This window comes from Haladaptatus sp. W1, assembly GCF_001723155.1.
Classification (GTDB): Archaea; Halobacteriota; Halobacteria; order Halobacteriales; family Haladaptataceae; genus Haladaptatus; species Haladaptatus paucihalophilus.
Genome location: NZ_MEIH01000322.1, coordinates 1 through 21,733, shown reverse-complemented (window position 1 = coordinate 21,733; position 21,733 = coordinate 1). Strand labels below are relative to the sequence as shown.

General features: G+C 63.8%; 21 protein-coding genes and 2 pseudogenes. 11 read left to right on the top strand and 12 right to left on the bottom strand.

Annotation, left to right across the window (positions count from 1 at the left end; all coding sequences use genetic code 11):
* Window positions 1-6: 6 nt before the first annotated feature.
* The 5 genes from gcvPB to BG842_RS30045 form a co-directional block, all read right to left on the bottom strand.
* On the bottom strand, window positions 7-1,428 hold the full coding sequence (gene gcvPB / locus BG842_RS17335; RefSeq protein WP_069451747.1) for an aminomethyl-transferring glycine dehydrogenase subunit GcvPB: 1,422 nt from the start codon (window positions 1,426-1,428) through the stop codon (window positions 7-9).
* Window positions 1,428-2,768 carry an aminomethyl-transferring glycine dehydrogenase subunit GcvPA gene (gene gcvPA, locus BG842_RS17330; RefSeq protein WP_069451746.1) on the bottom strand — a complete coding sequence of 447 codons (1,341 nt, stop codon included), beginning with the start codon at window positions 2,766-2,768 and terminating at the stop codon, window positions 1,428-1,430. Before gcvPA ends, gcvPB begins: the two co-directional genes overlap by 1 nt.
* Before the next feature lie 281 nt (window positions 2,769-3,049).
* Window positions 3,050-3,433 carry a glycine cleavage system protein GcvH gene (gene gcvH, locus BG842_RS17325; protein WP_069451745.1) on the bottom strand — a complete coding sequence of 128 codons (384 nt, stop codon included), beginning with the start codon at window positions 3,431-3,433 and terminating at the stop codon, window positions 3,050-3,052.
* Window positions 3,430-4,527, bottom strand: a complete 1,098-nt coding sequence (gcvT, locus tag BG842_RS17320; RefSeq protein ID WP_069451744.1) for a glycine cleavage system aminomethyltransferase GcvT — start codon at window positions 4,525-4,527, stop codon at window positions 3,430-3,432. The genes gcvH and gcvT overlap by 4 nt, the downstream gene beginning before the upstream one ends.
* 88 nt (window positions 4,528-4,615) lie before the next feature.
* Window positions 4,616-4,783 carry a hypothetical protein gene (locus tag BG842_RS30045; protein WP_175424197.1) on the bottom strand — a complete coding sequence of 56 codons (168 nt, stop codon included), beginning with the start codon at window positions 4,781-4,783 and terminating at the stop codon, window positions 4,616-4,618.
* Between the two features lie 73 nt (window positions 4,784-4,856).
* Here BG842_RS30045 and BG842_RS17315 point away from each other — a divergent pair, with 73 nt between their 5' ends.
* A complete protein-coding gene (locus BG842_RS17315) occupies window positions 4,857-5,300 on the top strand; it encodes a hypothetical protein (protein ID WP_018128771.1) in 444 nt (147 codons plus the stop codon).
* Between the two features lie 280 nt (window positions 5,301-5,580).
* Here the strand turns inward: BG842_RS17315 and BG842_RS17305 are convergent, their stop codons facing one another.
* Window positions 5,581-7,272: a Na+/H+ antiporter gene (locus tag BG842_RS17305; RefSeq protein ID WP_069451742.1), complete on the bottom strand. Its 1,692-nt coding sequence runs from the start codon at window positions 7,270-7,272 to the stop codon at window positions 5,581-5,583.
* Between the two features lie 176 nt (window positions 7,273-7,448).
* Window positions 7,449-9,029, bottom strand: coding sequence for a S8 family peptidase (locus BG842_RS17300; RefSeq protein ID WP_007977833.1), 1,581 nt, complete (start codon window positions 9,027-9,029; stop codon window positions 7,449-7,451).
* Window positions 9,030-9,243: 214 nt separating this feature from the next.
* Here BG842_RS17300 and BG842_RS17295 point away from each other — a divergent pair, with 214 nt between their 5' ends.
* The 6 genes and pseudogenes from BG842_RS17295 (at window position 9,244) to BG842_RS17270 (ending at window position 16,496) form a co-directional block, all read left to right on the top strand.
* Window positions 9,244-9,726: an NYN domain-containing protein gene (locus tag BG842_RS17295; RefSeq protein WP_069451741.1), complete on the top strand. Its 483-nt coding sequence runs from the start codon at window positions 9,244-9,246 to the stop codon at window positions 9,724-9,726.
* A 58-nt stretch (window positions 9,727-9,784) separates the two neighbouring features.
* Window positions 9,785-10,633, top strand: a complete 849-nt coding sequence (locus BG842_RS17290) for a TatD family hydrolase (RefSeq protein WP_069451740.1) — start codon at window positions 9,785-9,787, stop codon at window positions 10,631-10,633.
* Between the two features lie 208 nt (window positions 10,634-10,841).
* Window positions 10,842-11,423: a DUF2150 family protein gene (locus BG842_RS17285; protein WP_007977838.1), complete on the top strand. Its 582-nt coding sequence runs from the start codon at window positions 10,842-10,844 to the stop codon at window positions 11,421-11,423.
* Between the two features lie 44 nt (window positions 11,424-11,467).
* Window positions 11,468-13,957, top strand: coding sequence for a hypothetical protein (locus BG842_RS17280; protein WP_069451739.1), 2,490 nt, complete (start codon window positions 11,468-11,470; stop codon window positions 13,955-13,957).
* A 71-nt stretch (window positions 13,958-14,028) separates the two neighbouring features.
* Window positions 14,029-15,365 (top strand): annotated as a pseudogene (gene hmgB, locus BG842_RS17275) (hydroxymethylglutaryl-CoA synthase).
* Window positions 15,366-15,533: 168 nt separating this feature from the next.
* Window positions 15,534-16,496, top strand: a complete 963-nt coding sequence (locus BG842_RS17270) for a helix-turn-helix transcriptional regulator (RefSeq protein WP_069451738.1) — start codon at window positions 15,534-15,536, stop codon at window positions 16,494-16,496.
* 37 nt (window positions 16,497-16,533) lie between these two features.
* Here the strand turns inward: BG842_RS17270 and BG842_RS17265 are convergent, their stop codons facing one another.
* The 4 genes from BG842_RS17265 to BG842_RS17250 form a co-directional block, all read right to left on the bottom strand.
* Window positions 16,534-17,334, bottom strand: coding sequence for an archaeal proteasome endopeptidase complex subunit alpha (locus BG842_RS17265; RefSeq protein WP_069451737.1), 801 nt, complete (start codon window positions 17,332-17,334; stop codon window positions 16,534-16,536).
* On the bottom strand, window positions 17,331-17,948 hold the full coding sequence (locus BG842_RS17260; RefSeq protein ID WP_069451736.1) for a proteasome subunit beta: 618 nt from the start codon (window positions 17,946-17,948) through the stop codon (window positions 17,331-17,333). Before BG842_RS17260 ends, BG842_RS17265 begins: the two co-directional genes overlap by 4 nt.
* A gap of 48 nt (window positions 17,949-17,996) precedes the next feature.
* Window positions 17,997-18,299: a hypothetical protein gene (locus BG842_RS17255; protein WP_254663271.1), complete on the bottom strand. Its 303-nt coding sequence runs from the start codon at window positions 18,297-18,299 to the stop codon at window positions 17,997-17,999.
* A 108-nt stretch (window positions 18,300-18,407) separates the two neighbouring features.
* Window positions 18,408-19,115 (bottom strand): helix-turn-helix domain-containing protein, encoded by a 708-nt coding sequence (locus BG842_RS17250; RefSeq protein ID WP_069451734.1) that lies wholly within the window; start codon window positions 19,113-19,115, stop codon window positions 18,408-18,410.
* 279 nt (window positions 19,116-19,394) lie between these two features.
* On the opposite strand from BG842_RS17250, the gene BG842_RS17245 reads away from it, so the two are divergent.
* Genes BG842_RS17245 through BG842_RS17235 form a run of 3 tightly spaced genes read left to right on the top strand, consistent with a single transcriptional unit; the run spans window position 19,395 to window position 21,422 of the window.
* Complete coding sequence (locus BG842_RS17245) at window positions 19,395-19,952, top strand: metal-dependent hydrolase (RefSeq protein WP_254663270.1); 558 nt, start codon at window positions 19,395-19,397, stop codon at window positions 19,950-19,952.
* On the top strand, window positions 19,949-20,869 hold the full coding sequence (locus tag BG842_RS30040) for a PQQ-binding-like beta-propeller repeat protein (protein WP_069451733.1): 921 nt from the start codon (window positions 19,949-19,951) through the stop codon (window positions 20,867-20,869). The genes BG842_RS17245 and BG842_RS30040 overlap by 4 nt, the downstream gene beginning before the upstream one ends.
* 49 nt (window positions 20,870-20,918) lie before the next feature.
* Window positions 20,919-21,422 (top strand): NUDIX hydrolase, encoded by a 504-nt coding sequence (locus tag BG842_RS17235; RefSeq protein WP_069451732.1) that lies wholly within the window; start codon window positions 20,919-20,921, stop codon window positions 21,420-21,422.
* On the opposite strand, the gene BG842_RS17230 is transcribed toward BG842_RS17235, so the two are convergent.
* Entirely contained in the window at window positions 21,423-21,629 is a 207-nt protein-coding gene (locus tag BG842_RS17230; RefSeq protein WP_069451731.1) for a hypothetical protein, read from the bottom strand. It lies immediately after the preceding gene.
* On the opposite strand from BG842_RS17230, the pseudogene BG842_RS27880 reads away from it, so the two are divergent.
* Window positions 21,573-21,733: pseudogene (locus BG842_RS27880) on the top strand (CoA transferase); the annotation flags it as partial. The gene BG842_RS17230 and the pseudogene BG842_RS27880 overlap by 57 nt on opposite strands.

Sequence of the window (21,733 nt, the reverse complement as noted above, 5' to 3'; positions counted from 1 at the left end):
AGGGAATTAGTCGTCCAGCGAGTGCCAGGAGAGGCGAAGGTTCCGCGCGGCGCTCGCTTGGTCGATGCGCTTCGCGGTCGTCTTTTGCGGTGCGGCTTCGAGCGTCTCGTCGTCCTCCGCGATGACAGCGTTGAACGCGTCCGCGAGTTCGTCCAGCGTCTCGCGGTTTTCTATCTCCGTCGGTTCGGTCATCAGGGCCTCGGAGACGATTTCGGGCCACTTCGTCGTTGGCGGGTGGACGCCGTAGTCGAGCATCCGTTTCGCCACGTCGGCGGCGTCTTGGTCGCCCGCGCTGGCGACGAACTCGTGGTGGAAGGGGGAGAACGGCACGTCGTACTCTATCTGCGAGGCGAGGTAGTTCGCGTTGAGAACTGCCTTCGCGCTGGCGTCCGAGAGGCCTTCGTCGCCGAGGCGGGCGATGTAGGCGTAGGTCTTGATCAACACGAGCCAGTTGCCCGTGAAGCCGTGGACCTTCCCGATGGTTCGCTCAGGGTCGAACCGCTCGTACGTTCCGTTCATCTTCTTGACCCGCGGTGCGGGCAGGAACTCTGCCAGCTTTTCGCGGACGCCGATGGGCCCGGCACCGGGGCCGCCGCCGCCGTGCGGCGTGGCGAACGTCTTGTGGACGTTGTAGTGCATGATGTCGAAGCCCATGTCGCCGGGGCGGGCGCGTCCGAGCAGGGCGTTCAGGTTCGCCCCGTCGTAGTAGAGCAGGCCGCCCGCTTCGTGAACGATTTCGGCGATTCGTTCGATGTCGCGCTCGAACAACCCGAGCGTGTTGGGGTTCGTGAGCATGAACAGCGCGGTGCTGTCACCGACGGCGGCTTCCAAGGCTTCGATATCGACGCGGCCGTCGTCCGCGCTCGGGAGTTCAACCACGTCGTACCCGCCGAGCGCCGCGCTCGCGGGATTGGTTCCGTGGGCGCTGTCCGGGACGATGATTTCCGTCCGCTGGTCGCCCTCACCGTTCGCCTCGTGGAAGGCTTTCGCCACGAGGATGCCGGTGAACTCGCCCGCCGCGCCAGCCGGGGGTTGGAGGCTGACCGCATCCATCCCGCCGATTCGGGCGAGGTAGTCCTGCAATCCGTAGAGGAGTTCGAGGGTGCCCTGCACGCTCCCCTCGGAGCGGTCGGGGTGGACGCTCGCGCCGGGGAGCGTCGCCACGTCCTCGGTGAACTTCGGGTTGTACTTCATCGTACAGGAACCGAGCGGGTACGGTCCGCTGTCGATGCCGTAGTTCATCTGGCTCAACCGGGTGTAGTGGCGCGCCAGTTCGGGTTCGGACAGTTCGGGCAGGTCGAGACTGTCGCGGGTCAACTCGTCGGGGAGAGAGGACTCGATTTCGACCTCGGCTCCGTCCTTCTCGGAGAGGAGGGGCTCGTACAGGTCGTCCTCGTCGTGTTCCCACTTCGCTTGTGTATAGTTCATCAGATGGCCACCTCCGTAAACAGCGTGACGAACTCATCGACGGCGTGTTCGTTCACGTCGGTCACGCAAACCTGTACCTCGTGTTCGCCGACTTCGTGCACCGCGAAGCCGCGTTCCTCCAGATCCGCGACGATGGGCGGTGCGGGTTGGTCGGTGTGGGCGACGAATTCGCGGAAGTGGTGTCTGTCGTTGACCGGTGCCTGCACGCCGCTGATGTCGTCCAGTCGCTGGGCGAGGTCGTCGGCCATCGTGACGCACTTTTCGGCCAGTTCGACCAACCCGGACGCGCCGAGATACGCGATGTGGATGGCGGTTCGGAGGGCGACCCACGCCTGATTCGTACAGATGTTCGAGGTCGCACGCTCCCGGCGGATGTGCTGTTCGCGCGTCTGGAGCGTGAGCGTGAAAGCCCGGTTGCCGTCGCCGTCTTCGCTGACGCCGACGAGTCGGCCCGGAACCTGTCGGACGAACTCCTCGCGCGTGGCGAACAGTCCGAGGCCCATTCCGTAACTCGTCGGGAGGCCGAGCGCGGCCGCGTCGCCGACGACGATATCGGCGCCCACCGCGGCGGGTTCCTGCAGCAGCGCCAGCGCCACGGGGTCGGTGCCGAGGCAGAACAGCGCGTCGTTATCGTGTGCGAGGTCGCCGATTTCGGCGAGGTTCTCCTCGATGGTCCCCCGAGTCGTCGGGTTTTCGGCGTAGACGAGGACGGTCTCCTCGTCGATGGTCTCGGCGAGGGAGTCGATATCGGCGTTCGCGTCGTCCGTCGCGTACTCGTCCACGACGAGGCCCGGTCCGTCGGTGTAGTTTTCGAGGACGCTCCGGCGTTCGGGGAGGATAGAATCGGGGACGAGGACGCGGTTACCGCTGGTCTGCCGGACGCGCGCGGCGAGCAGCGCCGACTCGGCCAACGCGGTCGCGTGGTCGTACATCGAAGCGTTGGCGATTTCGAGGCCGGTCAACTCGACCAGCATCGACTGATATTCGAACAGCGCCTGCAGGAATCCCTGCGTGACTTCGGGTTGATACTGCGTGTACGAGGTTAGAAACTCCGAGCGGTCCGCCAAGTGGTCCACCAGCGAGGGGACGTAGTGGCTGTAATGGCCGCGACCCAGGAACTCCGTCAGGGTTCGGTTCTCGCCGAGCGTTCGCTGTAACTCTCGGCGGGTCGCCTGTTCGGTGCGCTTTTCGATGCCGAACTCGCCGTCGAAGCGAACCGGTTCGGGGATGTCGAAGAGGTCCTCGACGCTCTCGACGCCGACCGCATCGAGCATCGCCGCCGTCTCCTCGGCCGTGTGCGGTGCGTACGGGCTTCCCGTACTCGCCTTGCCTCCGGTCATTGCCTTCGGCTAGGGAGCGCACCCTTTTAATATGGGAGGAAAGCGTTCGCGCGAGTTGCACATTCGTGTACATATTTGTAGCGTCGCCGCGACGAGAGGCGGAAAAATATGCACGGAAACGCAAACTACTTGATATCCTTCCCGGTTAGTTATTCGGGTTCCGCCGACGGCGGTCGCCCCGATTCTCCGTCGACGGTCGCCCGAATTACCGTCGGCGGTCGCTCCGCTCTCGTCGTGAGGTAGTGCAGAAGAAAAACATCGAAACGGCTGCCGCCGAAACGCTACTCGATCTGCTCGCGGTACTCGTCCGCGGAGAGCAGGTCGTCCAGTTCGCTCTCGTCGTCGAGTTCGACTTCGAGCATCCATCCGTCGCCGAACGGGTCGTCGTTGACGAGTTCCGGCGTATTCTCCAACTCGTCGTTGACGGCCGTGACGGTGCCCGAGACGGGCGAGTAGAGGTCGGAAACCGCTTTGATGCTCTCGACGACGCCGAGGTTGCCTTCCTGTTCGAGTTCGTCGCCCTCCGATGGGAGTTCGACGAACACCACGTCGCCCAGTTCGTCCTGCGCGAAGTCGGTGATGCCGATTTTTCCGATTCCGTCGTTCACTGCCACCCATTCGTGCGATTCAAGATAGTTCCGGTCTTCTGGTACTTCGAAGCTCATTGTTTGTCTTTCAGAAACGGTGTGCTCTCAATCTTTGCCTTTTTCGACTGCCCGCGCACCATCACGCGGATGACGGTTCCGGGGTCGGCGTAGTCCGTCGGAACGTACCCCAGTCCGATGGGTTCGCTAATCGTCGGACTCATGGTCCCGCTCGTGACCGTCCCGATGATGGTGTCTTCGGTGCTCGTGATGTCGTAACCGTGTCGGGGGACGCCCCTGTCCACGAGTCGGAAACCGACGAACGTCTCCTCGACGCCCTCCTCTTTCACACGTTCGAGCGCATCACGGCCCACGAATTCGGTATCGAGTTTCACCGTGAAACCGACTTTGGCCTCGTAGGGGTTCCGCGGGTCGTCCTCGTGGTCGAAATCCTGTCCCGACAGGAGATAGCCCATCTCGGTCCGAAGGGTGTCGCGCGCGCCGAGTCCACAGGGCTGGCAGTCGAACGCGTCCCAAACGGTTTCCGCCTCGTCCGACGGCAGGATGAGTTCGAATCCGTCTTCACCCGTGTAACCGGTGCGGGCGACCCAACACCGAACGCCCGCGACGCTCGCGTACATCGCTTCGAACCTCGAGAGGTCGGCGACCGACTCGTCCGCGGCCTCGTTCACGGCGTCGGCGGCGTCCGGGCCTTGGACCGCGTACATCGCGTAGTCGTCCGTCGCATTGCGGATTTCCGCGTCCATATCCCACTCGCTACGGAATCGCTTCCAGCGGTCGTGCATCATCTCGTCGTGACCGGCGTTCGGGATGAACAGGAACTCCGCGTCGTCGTCCTCCGGAAGTCGGTAGACAACGGTGTCGTCGATGATGACGCCGTCCTCGTCGGTGATCATCGCGTACTGGGAGTCGCCGGGAGACAATTGGGTCACGTCGTTCGTCGTCAGTCGTTGCATGAGGCGCTCGGCATCGGGTCCGCTGACCTCTATTTCCCCCATGTGGGAGACGTCGAAGATGCCGACGGAGTGCCGGACGCTCTCGTGTTCTTGCTTTATCGAATCGAACTCGACGGGCATATCCCAGCCGCCGAACTCGGTGAACGTCGCGCCCCGCTCGTCGTGTCGGTCGCGCAACGGCGGTTTCCGAAGGGGCATACCCGAACCCTCGAAGCGTAGTAAGTAATGCTTTGTTTTCTCCCCCGCGCCTGCCGGAGGCGATTCAGGACCGCACTCGGTGACGTTCTCACGCCGGTTCGACGACGATTTGACCGTCCCGCTTCTTGAAGACGAGTCGGTCGCCTTCCTTTACCTCCTCGCCCGCTTCCTCGAACTCCTCTCGAACGGCCTTGATGAGGCTGATTCGCCAACGTTGCGTCACGGTCGTCGTCCCGAGTATCTGTTCGGACGTCATCTACTCCCCCCAAAGCAATCGGTACCGTTATGGATTCTTAGCTATTTCGACTATATAGTCATATATGACGATAATGACACAAGAGCGAATCCGCGAGATACACGAGCGGGACGCGAAGAGTATCCTCGTCCGGGGATGGGAATCACCGCTCGAACCGCCCGATACCGTCGTGACGTTCGATGCCGGATTCGTCGCAACGTATCGCGGCGACTGTCCGTATCTCCCGCTCTACGTCACAACGCCCACCACGGACGGTCGAACGAGACAGCGATTCGGCACGCGAACCCTGCTGGATGCCATCGACTACGTAGCGGAGGTGCTCCGTGACGACGGGTTCGACGGTCTCTGGCTTCGACAGCATCCACATCTCGTGGATTGCTTGCACGCGGTTCGCGTCGGCGCGCTTGAGAGACGGCTAGCCGACATCGCCGCGGATACGGGGACGACACTGGTGACGTGGACGGACGCGACGACGACCGCCAACGATGCGGTTTACGACGACACCGTTGAGTCCTGAAGCCGGGCGAACAGTTTCGACGGGTCGCCATCGACGTCGGTGCTCTCACACGCAGGGCACTGGAGACAAAACGACCAGTCGAGCGGCGTCGTCTCCGCGTCCGAGACACGGGTGGCGAGGTCGAGAAGCAACACGAACGAATCGGAGTGACCATAGTTCTGGCAATTCATGGGTAGCGAGCCGACTGGTGGATTCACGTTGTCGGCCAGCCAGAAGTGGTCCCGTTTCGCTACTTGAACGTTCGGGTCGAGAGGGGACGTCGGTATTCGATTTCGTCGGGCTAGTCGTCGCTGGGGGAGAAATCGAGGCCGTACTCGGCGGCGCGGGCGCGCCAGAACTCCTCGTAGGCCTCGTTCTCGGGGTCGTCGCGGACGGTGCTCCGACCGGTGTCAACGCGGTCGAGTTTGAGGTCCACCTCTTCGAGGAGTCGTTCGCCGATGTCGTCGCTGATGACGCCCGAGTGGGTGGCGTCCATGATGGCGCTCTTTTCTTGTTTGAGGACGCGGCGTTCGCCGACCAGGAGTTCCTCGCGTCGGAGTTCGGGGTTCTCCCGAAGCAGGCGGGAGATGGCCGTGTTCAGGTCTTCCTTTTCGTGTCTGTACTCGCCGCGGAAGTCCTCGTACACGTCCGTGGGAAGGTCGCCGCGGTTGTGGAGGCGTTCGGCGGCGTCGAGCGCTGAATCGACGGCACGAGCGCGCCCGAGGAGGAGTTCGTACAGTTCCTCGGTTTCGGTTCGCGTGACGATATCGAGGTGGTCGAGGAGGTTGCTCATCGTCAGCCCTTGGACGACGAGGCTGAACGCCGCGACGCCGAACACCATCGACCGGAGTTCCGAGATGTTCGGGAAGTCGCCCGGAAGTCCGAGCACCAGCGCGATGGGAATGGAGGCGTGCAGACCGCCCCAGACCATCACGTGCTGGTAAGAGAACGGGATGTCGCGCCGACTGAACCGGTTGACGGCGGCGGTGAACGGGTAGACTGTGAGCGCGCGGACGAAAATGGCGAGGACGATGGCGATGGCGATGAGTTGCCAGTTGTCCACCATCTGGTGGATAGGCGTCTTCGCACCGATGAGCACGAAGATGAGCGTGTTGACGAGGAACGCGGCAGTGTCCCACGTGTTGAACACCGAAATTTTCGTCTGGGGGCTCATGGCGTACTCCGCGCCGCGGTTGCCGATGAGCAGTCCCGCGGTGACGGTTGCGATGACGCCGCTGACGTGGAAGTAGTGTTCCGCGAGGAGGAAACTGCCGTAGGCGAGGATGAGCGTGAGGACGATTTCGGTCATGTGCTCGTCCAGATTGACCATGACGCGGTAGATGAGGTACCCCGCGGCGAGGCCGACGAGGAGCCCACCGAGACTGGCGACGATGATTTCCAGACCCGTCTCGGCGATGACCTCCGTCGAGATGAGTTCCGAGAGGTCCGTGTTCGGGGGCGTCTGGCTGATCAACGCGAACAGCGCGGAGAAGACGACGACGCCCACGCCGTCGTTGAGGAGGCTCTCTCCTTCGACCAACACCGACAGTCGTTCGGGCGCGCCGAGTTCTTCGAAGAGCGCGAGCACCGATACGGGGTCGGTCGGGAGTATCATCGCGGCGAACAGCGTGGCGAGTAAGAGCGGATAGCCGAACGCGTAGTGGCCCAACACGCCGAGAACCAGAATCGAGACGATGAGTCCGGGGACGGCGAGAACGAGCACCGGGACGAGATTTTCACGAAAGCTGTCGAGGTCGGTCGTCGCCGCGCCTTCGAACAGAAGCGGCGGCAGGAGTACGAGGAGGATGAGGTCGTGTGTCAGCGTGATGTCGATGTTGATACCGAGTATCGAAACGGCGAGTCCGGCGAGGAGGAGGGCGATGGTGTACGGAAACCGTCCGACCTTGGCGACGAAGATACCCACGCTCGCTGCGATGATGAAGACTTCGAGGAGGTTGATGAGTCCGGCGGTGATTCCAGTCGGCGCGACCATGGGCGAGAATTTGTCGTAACAAGGGATAAACCGCGTGGTGTAATCGCGGGGAGAAGTTACATAGGGCTTCGTTCTCACCGGTGGTGAGCGTCGTCACTCGGGGATGACCGTCGATGAACGTCGTCACTCACGGTCCGAGGTGCACACGAGAGAAGGGGACCAATTGAAAGTGGGAATTACTGGTATTCCGTGATGGTCACGGTGTAGCTACCCGACCCGCTGTAGGAGTCGACGTCGATTTGGAGATCCGTCGACGTGTCGGGGCTGTCGATGGTGACCGTTTCCTGACTGTTCGTGGTGGTGGACGAGTAGTCGTAGCTGCTCGGGCTCGCGGCGCTCGTCGTCCCCGTGTTGAGGTAGAGGTCGAAGTCGGCGCTGCTCGGTCCGTCGAGTTCTACGACGATTTGGCTCGGGCTGCTGTACTCCCACGACCACGTGTAGTCGTCGTAGTCGGAGTAATCCGAGAGCGACCCGCTGACCGAATCGGTCGTGGAGTCGCTGCCGCCGCCACCACCACCGCCACCGCCGCTACCGGGCTGGGTAGTGACGGCGTTGTAGGCATCGACGCGGCCGCTGCCCTGTTCGTCCGAGGACAGGCCCATATCGACGGCCGTGTTCTTGAGGTGGCTTCGGAGTTCCGAGTTGGTGAGGTCCCACTGCGAGAGCGTCAGTCCGGCGACACCGGAGACGACGGGCGTCGCCATCGAGGTACCGGAGAGCTTCTCGTAGGAACCGCGCGTCTCGGTGGTCGTCGAGAGGATGTCCACACCGGGCGCGCAGAGTTCGACCTTGCTGCCGTACTGCGAGAAGGAGGCGAGGTTGCCGTTCGAGTCGATGGCCGAGACGGCGAGACACTCGCTGTAGCCCGCCGGGTACGAGACGCTGCCGGAGCCGTCGTTACCCGCTGCACAGGCGATGAAGACGCCGTTGTTGGACGCGTAGGTGACCGCGTTCTTCATCGTGCTCGTGTAGCCACCGCCACCGAGGGACATGTTGATGACGTCGGCACCCTGGTCCGCGGCCCAACGGATGGCGTCCGCAATGTCGGACGTGGAACCGCTGCCGCCCTCGTCGAGGGCGCGGCCGTTGATGAGCGAGGAGTTACCCTGCCCGGCGACGCCGGTACCGTTGTCGATGACACCGGCCGCGATGCCGGAAACGTGGGTCGCGTGGTACTCGTCCTGCGGCACGTCCGGGTACGGGTCGCTGTCACTGTCGGCGAAGTCCTTGCCCGGGTTGGATTTGTAGTTCGCCGCCAGGTCGGGGTGGTCGTACTGTGCGCCGGTGTCGATGACGGCGATGGTGACGTCCGAACTGCCGAGCGTCGTGTCCCACGCGGAGTCGGAGTTGACCATCTGCGGAGCGTACTGCTGGCCGAACTTGGGGTCGTCCGGCGTGAGAAGCGCTTCGTGCGTCGAGTTCTCCTCCGCGTATTTGATTCCTTCGCGCTGCTCGATAGCGTCGATGAAACTCTGTCGCGCGGAGTCGGGCATCGCGCTCGGAAGCTCGACCGCAACGTAGCGAAGGTGTTCGTTCTTGTGGACGACGTTGACGTCCATCGGTGCGTTCTGCATGACGGCCTGCTCGATGTCACCGTGACCCGCCGAAACACCGACCAAGATTTCGTCTTCTTTCGGTCCCGGATTACGACCCGGTGTCGCCGCCGTAACGCCACTCAGGGCCGCTGCAGCACCGACCGCACCAGTTGCTTTGAGGAATGTTCGTCTGTCAAACCGCGATGTGTTGTCGTCTGCCATACGGCAGGTTAACGAAGTCCTCACACATATTTAAATTTTATTCATTTAGGATGCTGAAATCTGCACCCCCAGACTAATAAATGAATACAAAATTCAGATGAACTAATAAATAGTAACGATTCATACAACATAGGAATACCAACAAAACCCCAGAAACGGAGTGAACGACGAACGAATCGCCACCGCTATGTCCCGCTATCGTTTAGCTCGGAGCATGAGCGGCGGCTTGCGGTCTCTCCACGAGGAAGACGACGACGCACACGACCGAACCGTGGCCCTTTTCGTCGACGGTCCGAACGTGCTCCGGGACGACTTCGATGTCGATTTGGACGACGTACGGACCGCCGGACGGCAGCTTGGCCAACTCGCGACGACTCGTCTCTATCTAGACGAGCACGCGACACCGGGACTGATTCAGGCGGCGGAAGCGCGCGGATTCGAAGTCGTCATCACGAGCGGCGACGTCGATGTGAAACTCGCCATCGACGCGACCGAACTCGCGCTCGACGAGCGCGTTGACGTCCTCGCCATCGCGTCCAGAGACACGGATTTCAAACCCGTTCTCGAAAAGGCGGCGCGAAACGGCGTGCGCACGGTCGCAATCGCGCCCGGCGAGTACGGACGGTCCGACGCCCTCCAGAACGCGGCCCACGAGGCGTTCGTCATCGAAGACGAGGAAACGAACGCGGGCGAATGACGAACCGAGCGCGGCGGCGAACCACGGGCGTTTTTTCCGTGGAACCCAAGGAGGACGTATGAACGACCTCGGGACGCCGGTACTCGACGACCACCTTCATCTGGACCCCGACCACGGACGCGGCCTCGAAGCGGTCAAAGACTTCGCGCGGAGCGGCGGCACGCACCTGCTCGTCGTCAACAAACCGTCGTGGCTGCTCGGCGTCGAAGCCGAATCGGGCGACGATTTCCGAACCGTCTTCGACACGACGGTCGACGTCGTGGAGCGCGCGAACGACATCCTTCGCGGGCGTGCGTGGCCCGTCCTCGGCGTTCATCCGGGATTGGTCTCGAGGCTCGTGGACGACCGTGATTTCTCTCCCGCGGGTGCGCGCGACCTGATGCAGGCCGGACTCGAAGTCGCGGCCGAATACGTCGCGGACGGGAAGGCAGTCGCCCTGAAATCGGGGCGGCCGCACTACGACGTGACCGACGAGGTGTGGTCGGCCTCGAACGCCGTCCTCCGGCGCGCGCTGGAACTCGGTGCCGAGACGGGGGGTGCCGTCCAACTGCACACCGAGGCGACGGACGACCTGACGGAGGTGGAGGAGTGGGCGGAATCGGTCGGATTGCCGTCGGAACGCGTCGTCAAACACTACGCGGGCGGCGAACTGGCGGGCGTAACGCCGAGCGTGATGAGCGACAAGGACCGCCTCGAACGCGCCGTCGAGCGCGGTGAGCCGTTCCTGATGGAGACGGACTTCATCGACGACCCCGACCGCCCCGGCGCGGTGATGGGACCCAAGACGGTGCCGCGTCGCGTCTCGTGGATGCAAGAGCAGGGATACGACGAGGCGATACGAACCGCGCACGTCTCGACGCCAGAACTCGTGTACGGGCTGGACACCGAAGCGACGCTCTCGAACTGAGATTCCCCGCCGAACGTCTCTTCCGCCGATAATTGTGTCAGAAGGATAGGAGCGAGCGCTTCGCCCCGTTCGGGCCGAGCGGCGGCGTATGAGGGCCACTACCGGCCGCGCCGCCACATTTATTTCAGCTTTTCGGCCGTTTCAACCCCCCACACCCTCCTCAGGCCGCCTCGGAGGATTTATGAATCGTGCTACGCACGGAAGAGGTATGAGCGCTCCTCCAGAGGAGTTCTACTCCGAAGAACGCTGGCAGAACTGGCTGGACAGAATCAGGGACGAGGACATCGATCCCGAAAACGAGGATTCCGCGCGCCTCCTGCTCAACCTGCAGGACGACGTGGCCATCGCCGTCGCCAAAATCGTCACCGCGTACGACGACGAGGACATCGACGAGGAGACGGCCCTCTCGGAACTCACGGACATCCGCGAGACCGTCCTCGGCGAGGTCGATTTCGAGGACGAAGAGAAAGCGATGCTCATCGACGGCGTCCAGACGAGTCTCCTCTGCGTGTTTTACGCCGCAGAGGAGTACGTCGCGCACGGACCCGCCGAGGAGGCACCTGTGGAGGAGTACATCCGCGAAGCCGAAAAAGCCGAATCGGCCGAGGATTTGGACTCGGCGCTCGGTCTCGTCGCGGCGGGTGGAACGCGCATTTTCGCCGGTGACGAACTCGACATATCGGTTATGGAAGAGATGGAGTACGGACTCGTTACGGAGTGGGCAAACGGCCTGGACAGCATTCAGAGTGCGATGAGCGACCCGGAACTCGTCGAGGAAGACGACGAGTAATCGAGTAACAGGTTTTTTATCCTTTTCCCGTATCTGTCCCATCCATGACGTTCCGGTCTGACGACCGTGGCGTGACGGTACAGGTTGGAACGATTCTCCTGTTCGCCACGCTCGTCGTCGCCATGTCGCTGTATCAGGCGACTGCCATCCCGAGCCAAAATCAGACGGTCGAGTTCCGACATAACGAGCGGGTGCAGGGCCAGATGCAGGACGTGCGCAACGCCATCGTTCGAACGGGTGCGACCGGAACGGGACAGCCGACATCGGTAACGCTCGGGACGCAGTACCCCGGACACGTTCTCTTCGTCAATCCGCCACCGGCGTCGGGGTCGCTTCGAACCGCGAAACTGGGGTCCACCACCATTGAACACCTCAGCGCCACCGATTCGGAGACGCGCGATTACTTCGACGGCGGGGGGCACTCGTTTTCGACGCGAGCGCTCGTCTACGCGCCGAACTACGACCAGTACGCCAACGCGCCCGACACGGTGTACGAGAACACCGTCGTCTACAACCGGGGTCGGGACGGAAACGCGACGCTGACCGACCAGCAACTCGTCCGCGGGACGCAGATAACGCTCGTCACGGTCAACGGAAGCCTCTCTCGCACCCAGTCCGGCACGGTGAGCCTCGACCCGCACGCGCTCAGTCCATCGACCACGACGACGCGGACGATTTCGGTGCAGTCGGACGGAAACGACCCGGTGATACGGATTCCGACGACGCTCGGCGTGGCGAAATGGACGCGGTTGCTCGCGGACCAGCGATACGTACAGAGCGTCGGGTCGGGGGAGGACGGGACGGTCGCGGTGACGCTCAAGGGGCGAGAGAACGGCGCGAACGTCACCTACGACCTTCGGATGGCCGCGGTCGGCGTCGGGTCGAACACTACGGAAACGAACGCGACCTACATCACCAACGTCAGTCCGAAGACGGAGACGGTCAACGGAACGACGACGCTCGTCGCGGAGGTGCGCGACCGGTACAACAACCCCGTGAGTGGGGTCACGGTAACGTCGAGCGACGGGGGGCGTACCGAGACGACGAACGAACAGGGTCGGGTGCGCTTCGAGTACGAGGCGAGCGAGTCCGGAACGGAAACGGTGACGCTCTCCATCGACGACAACGGCGCGGAGCACGAGCGGGTTTCGTTCCGTATCGAGACGGCGAGCGGCGGCACCGGAAGCGGTGGCGGCGGCACCTACGACGTAGAGTGGGTCGATGCGGCCGGATTGGAGTGCACGCACAACGCGAACGGCTATCCGACGGTGTGTACGCTGGACCGAAGCGCGGCTTCGACGCACACCCTGACGGCGAACGTCACCTACGGCGGCGAACCCGTGACGGACACGACCGTGGATTTCGGCTTGAACCGAACGGGCGTCGTCAGCACGTCTTCGAAGGAAGCGACGACGGGCGACGACGGGCGGGTCCAAGTGTCCATCGACGACAGTTCCACGGGGGACGTGAAACTCCTCGCCGCGAGCGGCGGGGACGCGGATTCGGTCGTCGTTCACGTCGTCCAGTCCGGAGCGATGCCGGAAATCGTCTACAACGGGGACGCGACGGCGACGAGGGGCTACCGGAACAGCGGGCCGAAATCGGGCGTCGTCTTCAGCGTCACGAACGAACGTCCGGAGGGCGCGACGCTCACGGACGTTCACGTCGAACCGCACGATAGCACCATCGACGCGCTGAGCGACCCGTCGTACGGGACGGGTATCTACGAGAGCGAACTGTACGTCAGCGCACAGCGGGACGGCGCGAGCGACATCGGAAACGGCGTGTCGCTCCCGACGACCATCGACATCGACAGCGACGGGCAGAATCTGGCCCCGCCGTTCCGGCAGAACCCGATAATCGGCGGAAACAACGGAACCGCGACGTTCTATCTCTACCAGTTCGAGCGCAACGGCACCCCAGTCGAGATAGCGAACGAACCGGTGGACGTCACGCTGACGTTCGAGAACCACGACCCCGTATCGTTCACGTTGGATGCGAACGACGGTGGAAACGGCGGTGGTGGCGGGGAGCAAACGACGGCGTACCCGGATGCATTCAACGACGGTGACGGAGCGCTGGAATACGGAGAAGACCCCTCGATACCGCCATCGAATCCCGAGGGTGGTCTCGAAGGGTTTGGCAACCTGGATGTCGATTCGAACGATAACCAAGTCGCCGCACTCCGCGAATACTACCGACATCCGGACGGTTTCGAGATGAGCATCGGCGTTTCGGTCTCGGGTATCGAATCGCGGAATCACCACACGCTCGTTCTCGGCGATTACCGGACGAGTGGAGGAGGGAGCCACGAGGTTTCCGTGACACCCGTGGACGAGAACGGTGACCCCCTCGGCGGAAGCTATACGCTGTCCGAGTCGAGCACGACGACACGGAGAATCGACCTCCCGCAAGCGGTCGTCGAGTACGTAAACGACAACGGGACGCTCTATCTGGTCTTCGAAGACCGCAACAGCAATCAGGACGAGCGGCTCCGAATCGACTACCTCTCGGTCGAATCTTCCGACGACTGACTTGGTTTCGACGCCTGTCGATAGTTCTATCGACAAACCCTTATACCATGTTATGCAAGATTGATGCAAGAATGACAGCCGTCGGTATCGACGCCATCGAAATTTGGACGGGCAAGCTGAAACTCGACCTCCCCGAGACGTTCGCACCGGTCAAGGACGAAGACCCGGAGAAGTACACGAAAGGGCTCGGACTGTACGCCAGTTCGTTCCCCGACTCCTACGAGGACATCGTGACGATGGGCGCGAACGCGGCCCATCGACTGATGGAGCGCAAGGGGTTGACGCCGGACGACATCGGCCGCATCGACGTGGCGACCGAGAGCGCGTTCGACAACTCCAAGCCCGTTTCGACGTACATCGCGGGCTGCCTCGAACAGGTGTACGACGGTGACTTCCACCACGCGAACAAGGGCGAGCGCAAGTTCGCCTGCATCGCCGGAACCCAGAGTCTGGACGACGCCTACAACTGGATCAAGGCGGGTCGCAACCGCGGGCGCTCGGCGCTCGTCATCGCGACCGACACCGCGCTGTACGCCCGCGGCGACCCCGGCGAGGCGACGCAGGGTGCGGGTGCCGTGGCGATGCTCATCAGCGAGGATCCGTCCATCGTCGAACTTTCGACCGAACAGGGCTACGGGTCGGCCGACGAGACCGACTTCCTCAAGCCCAACCAGCAGTTCCCCAGCGTGGACGGCAAGCGCTCCATGCAGGTCTACCTCGCTCGCATGCGCGAGGCGCTGGAGGACTTCGAGCGCGCCGGTGGGGAGACCCACCCCGGCGATTACGTCTTCGGCCCGTACCACACGCCGTTCCCGGAATGGTCCGCAAGGCGGGGCTGTTCGCCTTCCGTCACACCATCCGTGACACGGACATCGAGGAGGAACTCGCCGCCGAAATCGGCCGCCAGCCCCGCGAGGACGACTACGACGACCGCGAGGCGTTCGAGGAGGCCATCCGCGGGTACATGGACGACCTCAAGGCGACCGACCAGTATCAGGAGTGGTACGCGAACACCATCGACCCGACGCTCCGCATCTCGCGCGAGGTCGGCAACTGGTACACCGGCTCGGTTCACATCGCCCGCGCCTCGGCGCTCCAGTACGCCGCCGAAAACGACATGGAGATGACGGGCAAGAAACTCCTCGTCGGCTCCTACGGCAGCGGCGCACAGGCCGAAATCCACGCCGAAACCGTCCAAGAGGGCTGGGAAGAGGAACTCGACCAGCTCTCCATCGACGAGCAGATTCGAAACCGTCACGACCTCACCTACGAGGAGTACGAGCAGGTCCACGACCGCCACAACCACGACAAGCGCGTCGAACTCGAAGACTTCACGGAACCCGAAAACGAGTTCGTCTTCGTCGGCCGCGGAGACATGGACGAGCGAACGTACGAATACGTCGAATAAGACGACGATACGCCGGAACGTCGAGTAACCCGACGACACGCGGTTTTGTCCCGCCCTATTTTCCGACGACCTTCCGCCAGCAAACGATTTAACCGCGTCGCACCCGTCCGTGCGACTACACGACACGCGCCCGACGGTGAACCACAAACCGACGCGACCACCATCGAAATGACCGAAACAGAGCCGACACACGCGGCGGACGAACTGCCCGAGACCATCGGAACCGAATCCGAGGACGACGTGGACCCGACGGACGCGTTCGCGGTCCTCGGAAACGAAGTCCGGATGGCCGCGCTCCGCGCCCTGCTGGACGCCGAGGCGGAGGGAGAGGAGACGCTCGCCTTCTCGGAGCTGTTCGAGGCGACGTCCGCGGACAACACGGCGGGCTTTTCCTACCATCTCCGGCAACTGACCGAGCATTTCGTCCGGAAGACGGACGGGGGCTACACCCTCACCTACGCCGGGCGGGAAATCGCGCGGGCGATTCGCGCCGGGACGTACACGGACAGCGTAGATTTCGACCCCATCGCGGTGGACGACCCGTGTCCCTTCTGCGGGGAGGAGCGACTGGCGGCCCACGGCGAGGACAACTACGTCGTCGTCGAGTGCCGGGCGTGCGAGCGGCCGACGCTCACGCTCCCGTTCCCACCCGGTGGGCATCGGGCACACGACCCCGAGGGGCTTCTCCCGGCGTTCGACCGCCACCACCGACACCGCCTCTCGCTGATGGCCGACGGCGTGTGCCCCGAATGCAGCGCACCGGCGAACGCGCGCGTCGGATACCACGACGCCGACGGGGACGGTGACGAACCCGCGGACCGAGCGGAAGGCGTCCGCCGCCCGCAAGCCCGATTCGACTGCGAGCGCTGTGGCTGTCTTCTCCGCTCGCCCGTGACGCTCGCGGTGCTGGAACACCCGGCGGTCATCGCGTTCTACCACCGGCACGGCATCGACGTGCGCGAGCGCCCCGTCTGGAACGTCGGCGACGAGTGGCGGGAACGCGTCGTCTCGGAGGAACCGTGGTGCGTGCGCGTTTCGACGGAGGTCGGCGGCGACGCGCTCGCGCTGTTCGTCGCGGAAAATCTGGAGGTCGTGACGGTGCGGGAATCGACGGGGCAGCAGGCCTCGTAACCGCGTCACGACGGTTCTACGACATCTACTGGCGATTCTACGACGCCTGCTCGTCTAGCAGGTCGAGCGAATCGAGTGTTTCCCGCCGAGCGTCGGCGTCGAGCGCCCGGTACGTGGGTGCGACGGTCGCAACGGAAATCTCCTCGGGCGCGAGCGGACCGTCCTCGGCATCCGCGAGCGCCGACAGGGCGAGTTCGATTCCGGACTGCACCGAGCTTTGCGGGTCGTAGTTCGCTTCGAGGTACTCCCGAACCGTGTCGTCGTTCGCGCCGATGGCGGTCGCCCGCCACTCGTGGGGCGTGCCGGACGGGTCGGTTTCGAAGAGTCGCGGTTTCGGGTCCTCGTCGGTGGTGGTGGGTTCGGCACCGGCTTGCGGGGTCGAGCCGCTCGCTCGTCGTGTCGAACGTGGTTCGACACCGCCCACCAACAGCGCCGCACCGAACGGACGCGCGCCGCCCTGCTGGGTGAACTCCTGTACGTGGTCTGTGACGGCCTTGGTGAATGGTTCGACGCCGATGGGTTCGCCGTAGCGCAGGCGGTCGGTCTGGGCGCGGCGGCGGCCGAAGTCCACGAGTCGGCGGGCGTCGGCGACGTGCCCCGCGCTGACGACGCCGAGGTGGTCGTCTATCTTGTGGAGTTTCTCGATGCCGTCGGCTTCGAGGAGGGGCGAGCGGACGTGTTTTCTCGCGGCCAGAACGACGCCATCGCGGGCGCGGACGCCGACGCTGACGCTCCCGCGACGCACCGCTTCGCGGGCGTACTCGACCTGATACAGGCGGCCGTCGGGCGAGAAGATGTTCGTCCCCCGGTCGTAGGCCTGCTGTTGTCCTCCGTTCATGCCGCCACCTCCGAGAACGCGTCGTAGCCACGGATTTCGACGCCATCCGCGGAGACGGTTGCGACGGTCAGGCCGTTGCCGCTGGCCGTGTCGCGTTCGGTGGCGCTCTCGATGGCGTTGGCCGCGACGCGACGGGCGACGTTCGTCGGAAGGTTCGGTTCGAATTCGCGTTCGAGGACGCCGTAGGCGAGTTGCATCCCGCTGCCGCTGGCGTGATAGTCGGCTTCCATGACGCCGCCCGCCGTGTCGAGGTCGTAGACGTGCGGGCCGGTTCTATCGACGCCGCCGAGGGTCGGCTGGGCACCCCGGTACGGTCCCTCGCGCAGGAGGGTCCCGGCGAGCGTCGAGAGCGCGGCCATGTCGATGGGTTCGCCCCGGCGCGTCTCGTAGAGGGAGGCTTCGGCGCGGAGCGTGCGGATGTACGACTGCAGGTCGCCGACGCCACCGGCCATCGTCAGCGCGGCGGTCGGGTGAACCCCCTGCACCTTTTGGACGGCCTTGTTCGTGACGAAGCGACCGCCGAGGCTGGCCCGGCGGTCCGCGGCGAGGAGCACTCCGTCGTCGGTCGTCAGCGCGACCGTCGTCGTTCCGGTCTTCACTATCGTATCGGACATGGAGAAAGGAAGGGGGTGACGATGGAAAAGTGTTAGCTAAAATATATTTTAGCTCGTGTCGGCCAGCTCCCATTCGAGCATCTCGTTGACGTTGCCGGACAGCGGCCCTTCGACGAGCGTCCGGAACGCCCCTCGTCCCGCGAGCGTTCGGAGGTGGCCGACGAACTCGCGCCACTCGGCGGCGCAGTCGGCGTGGAGGTACCAGCGATTGACGGTCGGACGGTGCTCGGGGGGACGACGGTCGGGCGGCGCGATTCTGACGCAATCGGTCGGATTGTCGATGTTTTCGTCACACCACGGACATATCGACTGGTGCACATCGCTCCCGCCCCGTGATTCCTCTGCGCTCATTATCACACAGAGACACATATGTAATGGTTCAACTCTGGCCTTCACCACGCCATCCTTTATGATGTCACGAACGCATCACAGTCAGAGTGGAGATATGAACCCCGGCTGTCACGGCGCGAGTTCGCGCATGGAATCCAGCATGGTTTCCTTCTCGCAGTCCGTGACGGCGAGCGAAAAGCCGTCCAGTTGGGCCATCTTCGGCGCGTAGTCCCAGAGTTCGTCCCGGTCGATGCCGTGGAGGACGACCGCGTTCGGCGTCGGGGTGACGACGCGCATGGCGACCAGCGGCGATTCCCCGCGCGTGACGTTCGTGAAGACGAGGGCGCGGTTCGTGCTCTGGCCGTAGAGGCGGTAGAACTCCTCGCTGGAGAGGCGGGTGATGGCCTCGATGCTGTCGATGACGGTGTGTCCGGTGATGCCCGCCGAGGTTCCCTGTGCGAGTTCCGTCGCGTCGATTGCGTCGTAGAACTCGGGGAGCGGGACGCTCGTCGGATACTCGCGCAAGTCGTTAACGATGGTGCTGTCGAACCCGGCCGAAAGGACGCGGGCGTACTGGCGGATGCGGTCGCCGCCGCGCTGTTCGTCGATATCGAGGAGCGCCGTGACGGTCCGGCGGACCACGCCGATGCCCGGATTCTCGCGGCGGCCGCTCTCGTAGTCGGAGATGACCGACGAGGACACGTCGAGGTAGTCGGCGAGTGCGGTCTGGGACACGTCGAAGTCGGTGCGCCACTTGCGGAGCGTCGCTCCGGGGTCGTCGCTCAGCGTGATTTCACCCGCGATTTGCTCGGCGAGCGTCCGGCGCGCATCTGTCATGTCTTCGCATGTGGGAGAGGTCCCGAAAAGCGTATCGAAACCGGCCTTCGACGGGCGTCGAAATACGGGTCACGAACCGTTAGGCGTCGTGGACCGCATCAGTCGCCCCGAACCCCGTCGTCAATGAGGGAATACCGTTCTAAGCGAGCCCTCATCGGACACAACTCCGAACCTGTCACGCCGCGTTTGTTTGCTAACGATTGGCATCCGAAAGTACGCCCGGCCTACGACGACGGTTCCCACCAAACTACTTTCTTGGAAGCTGTCGTCCATCGTTCGATGCCATCGACGGTGGTACACGTCGCGGTGGGGGCCTTACTCGCCACGTCACTGCTCGCCGAACAGTTCGACACGCGGGCGGCGGTCATCGTGCTCGCCGCCGCCGCGTTTCCCGATATCGACACGCTGGTCGGGTTCTGGATTCAGGGGGGACACCGGGCGGTGTTTCACAACCTACTCATACCGACGGTCATCGGAATCGTCCTGCTCGCCGACTTGCTGGGGAAGAACCGAATCGGACGACGGTGGGGGGCCTACGGCGTCCGCGTCGCGTGGGTGAGTCTCTTCGCCTTCGTCGTCGCTGGAATCGGTCTCGACCTCGTTAAGAACGGCGTGAACGTGTTCTATCCGATTCACGACCAGTTCTACAGCGTCTCCGGGAAGCTCAGCGTCTCGAACAAACACGGAATCGTCCAGACGTTCCTCGAACCGCACGCCCGAGGGACAACGCACACGACCCACTACGATACCGGATTCGACCTCGCGCAGGGACCCGACCCGCGGAACGAAGAGCGCGTGTTTCCCATCGTGCGGAGCGGGCGACAACTGGCGTCGTGAACGAAAGCAGCGAGCACGCAATCAAAGCGCGGTCGGCCGACGACGGGACGCTCCAATGGTCGTCGTCGGTCAACATCGAGTACTACTGGCTCGGGGACCGCCTCACGGTCGCCAACGGGCGCGTGTTCTTCCGCGTCGGGAACACGATACTGGCGTTCGACGCGAAAAGCGGCGAAGAAGCGTGGACGACCGTGACGGACGCAGCGCTCGCGGGTGCCCTGTCGGTCGGGGGGGAAACGCTGTACGCCGGTGGCCGAGCGGACCCGGAGACGGAGACCGGAAACGCGGTCGTGCTGGCGCTGAACACGACGAGCGGGGACCTGGAGTGGCGACACGAGTTCGGAGGATGGGATTTCGACGAATACGGCCCGGCGGCCAACTCGCCCGTCGTCGTGGACGGGAAGGTGTACACCGCGACCTATCCGATGGGCTCGACGCTGGATTGGATGTACACGCAATACGGCGATTTCCACGTCCTCGGGAGCGACGACGGACCGGCCACTACGACCACCACGGAGGAGACGACTACCACGGAAGAAACGACCACTTCCGCCGAAACCACGACGACCACGAAGGAGACGACTACTACCGCCGAAACCACGACGAGCGAGAAAACGACCACAACCGCCAGCGAAATGACCACGACAAGTTCGACGACTTCGGAGACCACGACGACAACGACCACGACGACTTCGGGAACCACGACGCCGGGAACGACGACAACGACCACGACGACTTCGGGGTCACCGGGCGCAACCGAAACGACGGGAACGGGAGGGAATGGACAGCTCACCAGCACGACGACCGGAACGACGACCACCTCGGACGGACAGCCCGGATTCGGACTCCTCACCGCCCTCGGCGGCGTCGGCGGCGTCGGTGCGTACCTCCGGTCCAAAATCGAGCGCGAGGACTGACCCGACCGCATCCATCGAATTTTTGATAGACAGGGACGGATGGAACGGTGTGTCTCACGACGTTCCACCGGACACGCCGCGCGAGCAACAGACACTTTCGCTTCCCGAGTCGAAACTGGCGTCGCTTCAGGAGTGGGCGGTCGACGGCACCGGGTTGACAGCGGCGGCGCGGGTCCGCGACGCGGCGGGGCGAATCGCCCTCGTGAAGAATGGGTGGTCCGAGGGATGGATTCTCCCCGGTGGCGGGGTCGAACCGGGCGAAACACCGACGGAAGCCGCAAAACGCGAAGTGCGCGAGGAGACGGGATTGGATGCTACCATCGGCGCGCCGCTGGTCGTCCTCGACCAATCCTACGTCGCGGCGGCGGACGGGGAGGAACGGTTTTCGGCCCGGTACGTCGTGTACGCCGCTCGTTCGGAGGGAGACATTCCCGACGCGTCGCGGTTGGGCGTGCACGAGGGCGAGATTTCGGCGGCGGAGTGGTTCGAGCGACTGCCCGAGAACCTTCACGACGGCGACCTGCTTCGGCCGTATCTCCGGGACGAACCGTGATTACGCCCGCAACTGCTCGATAACCGTCTTCCTGAACGCCACCGCGACCGCACCGACCGCGAACAGCCACACCAGCACGATTTGGGCGAGCGTCGCGTTTCCGTCCGTCAGGCCCGTTCCGAGCAGGAAGTGAACGCCGATGGAGAGCAGGGATACGGCGAGTGGGGGCCGGACAAAGACCGACCCGCGTACGACCTCATCATGCAAGCAGAGGGCGGACTGATGAGCATCACCGGCGAGGCGGACGGCTCGCCTGTTCGAGTGGGCGTGGCCATCGCCGACATCGGCGCGGGGATGTACGCGACCCAAGC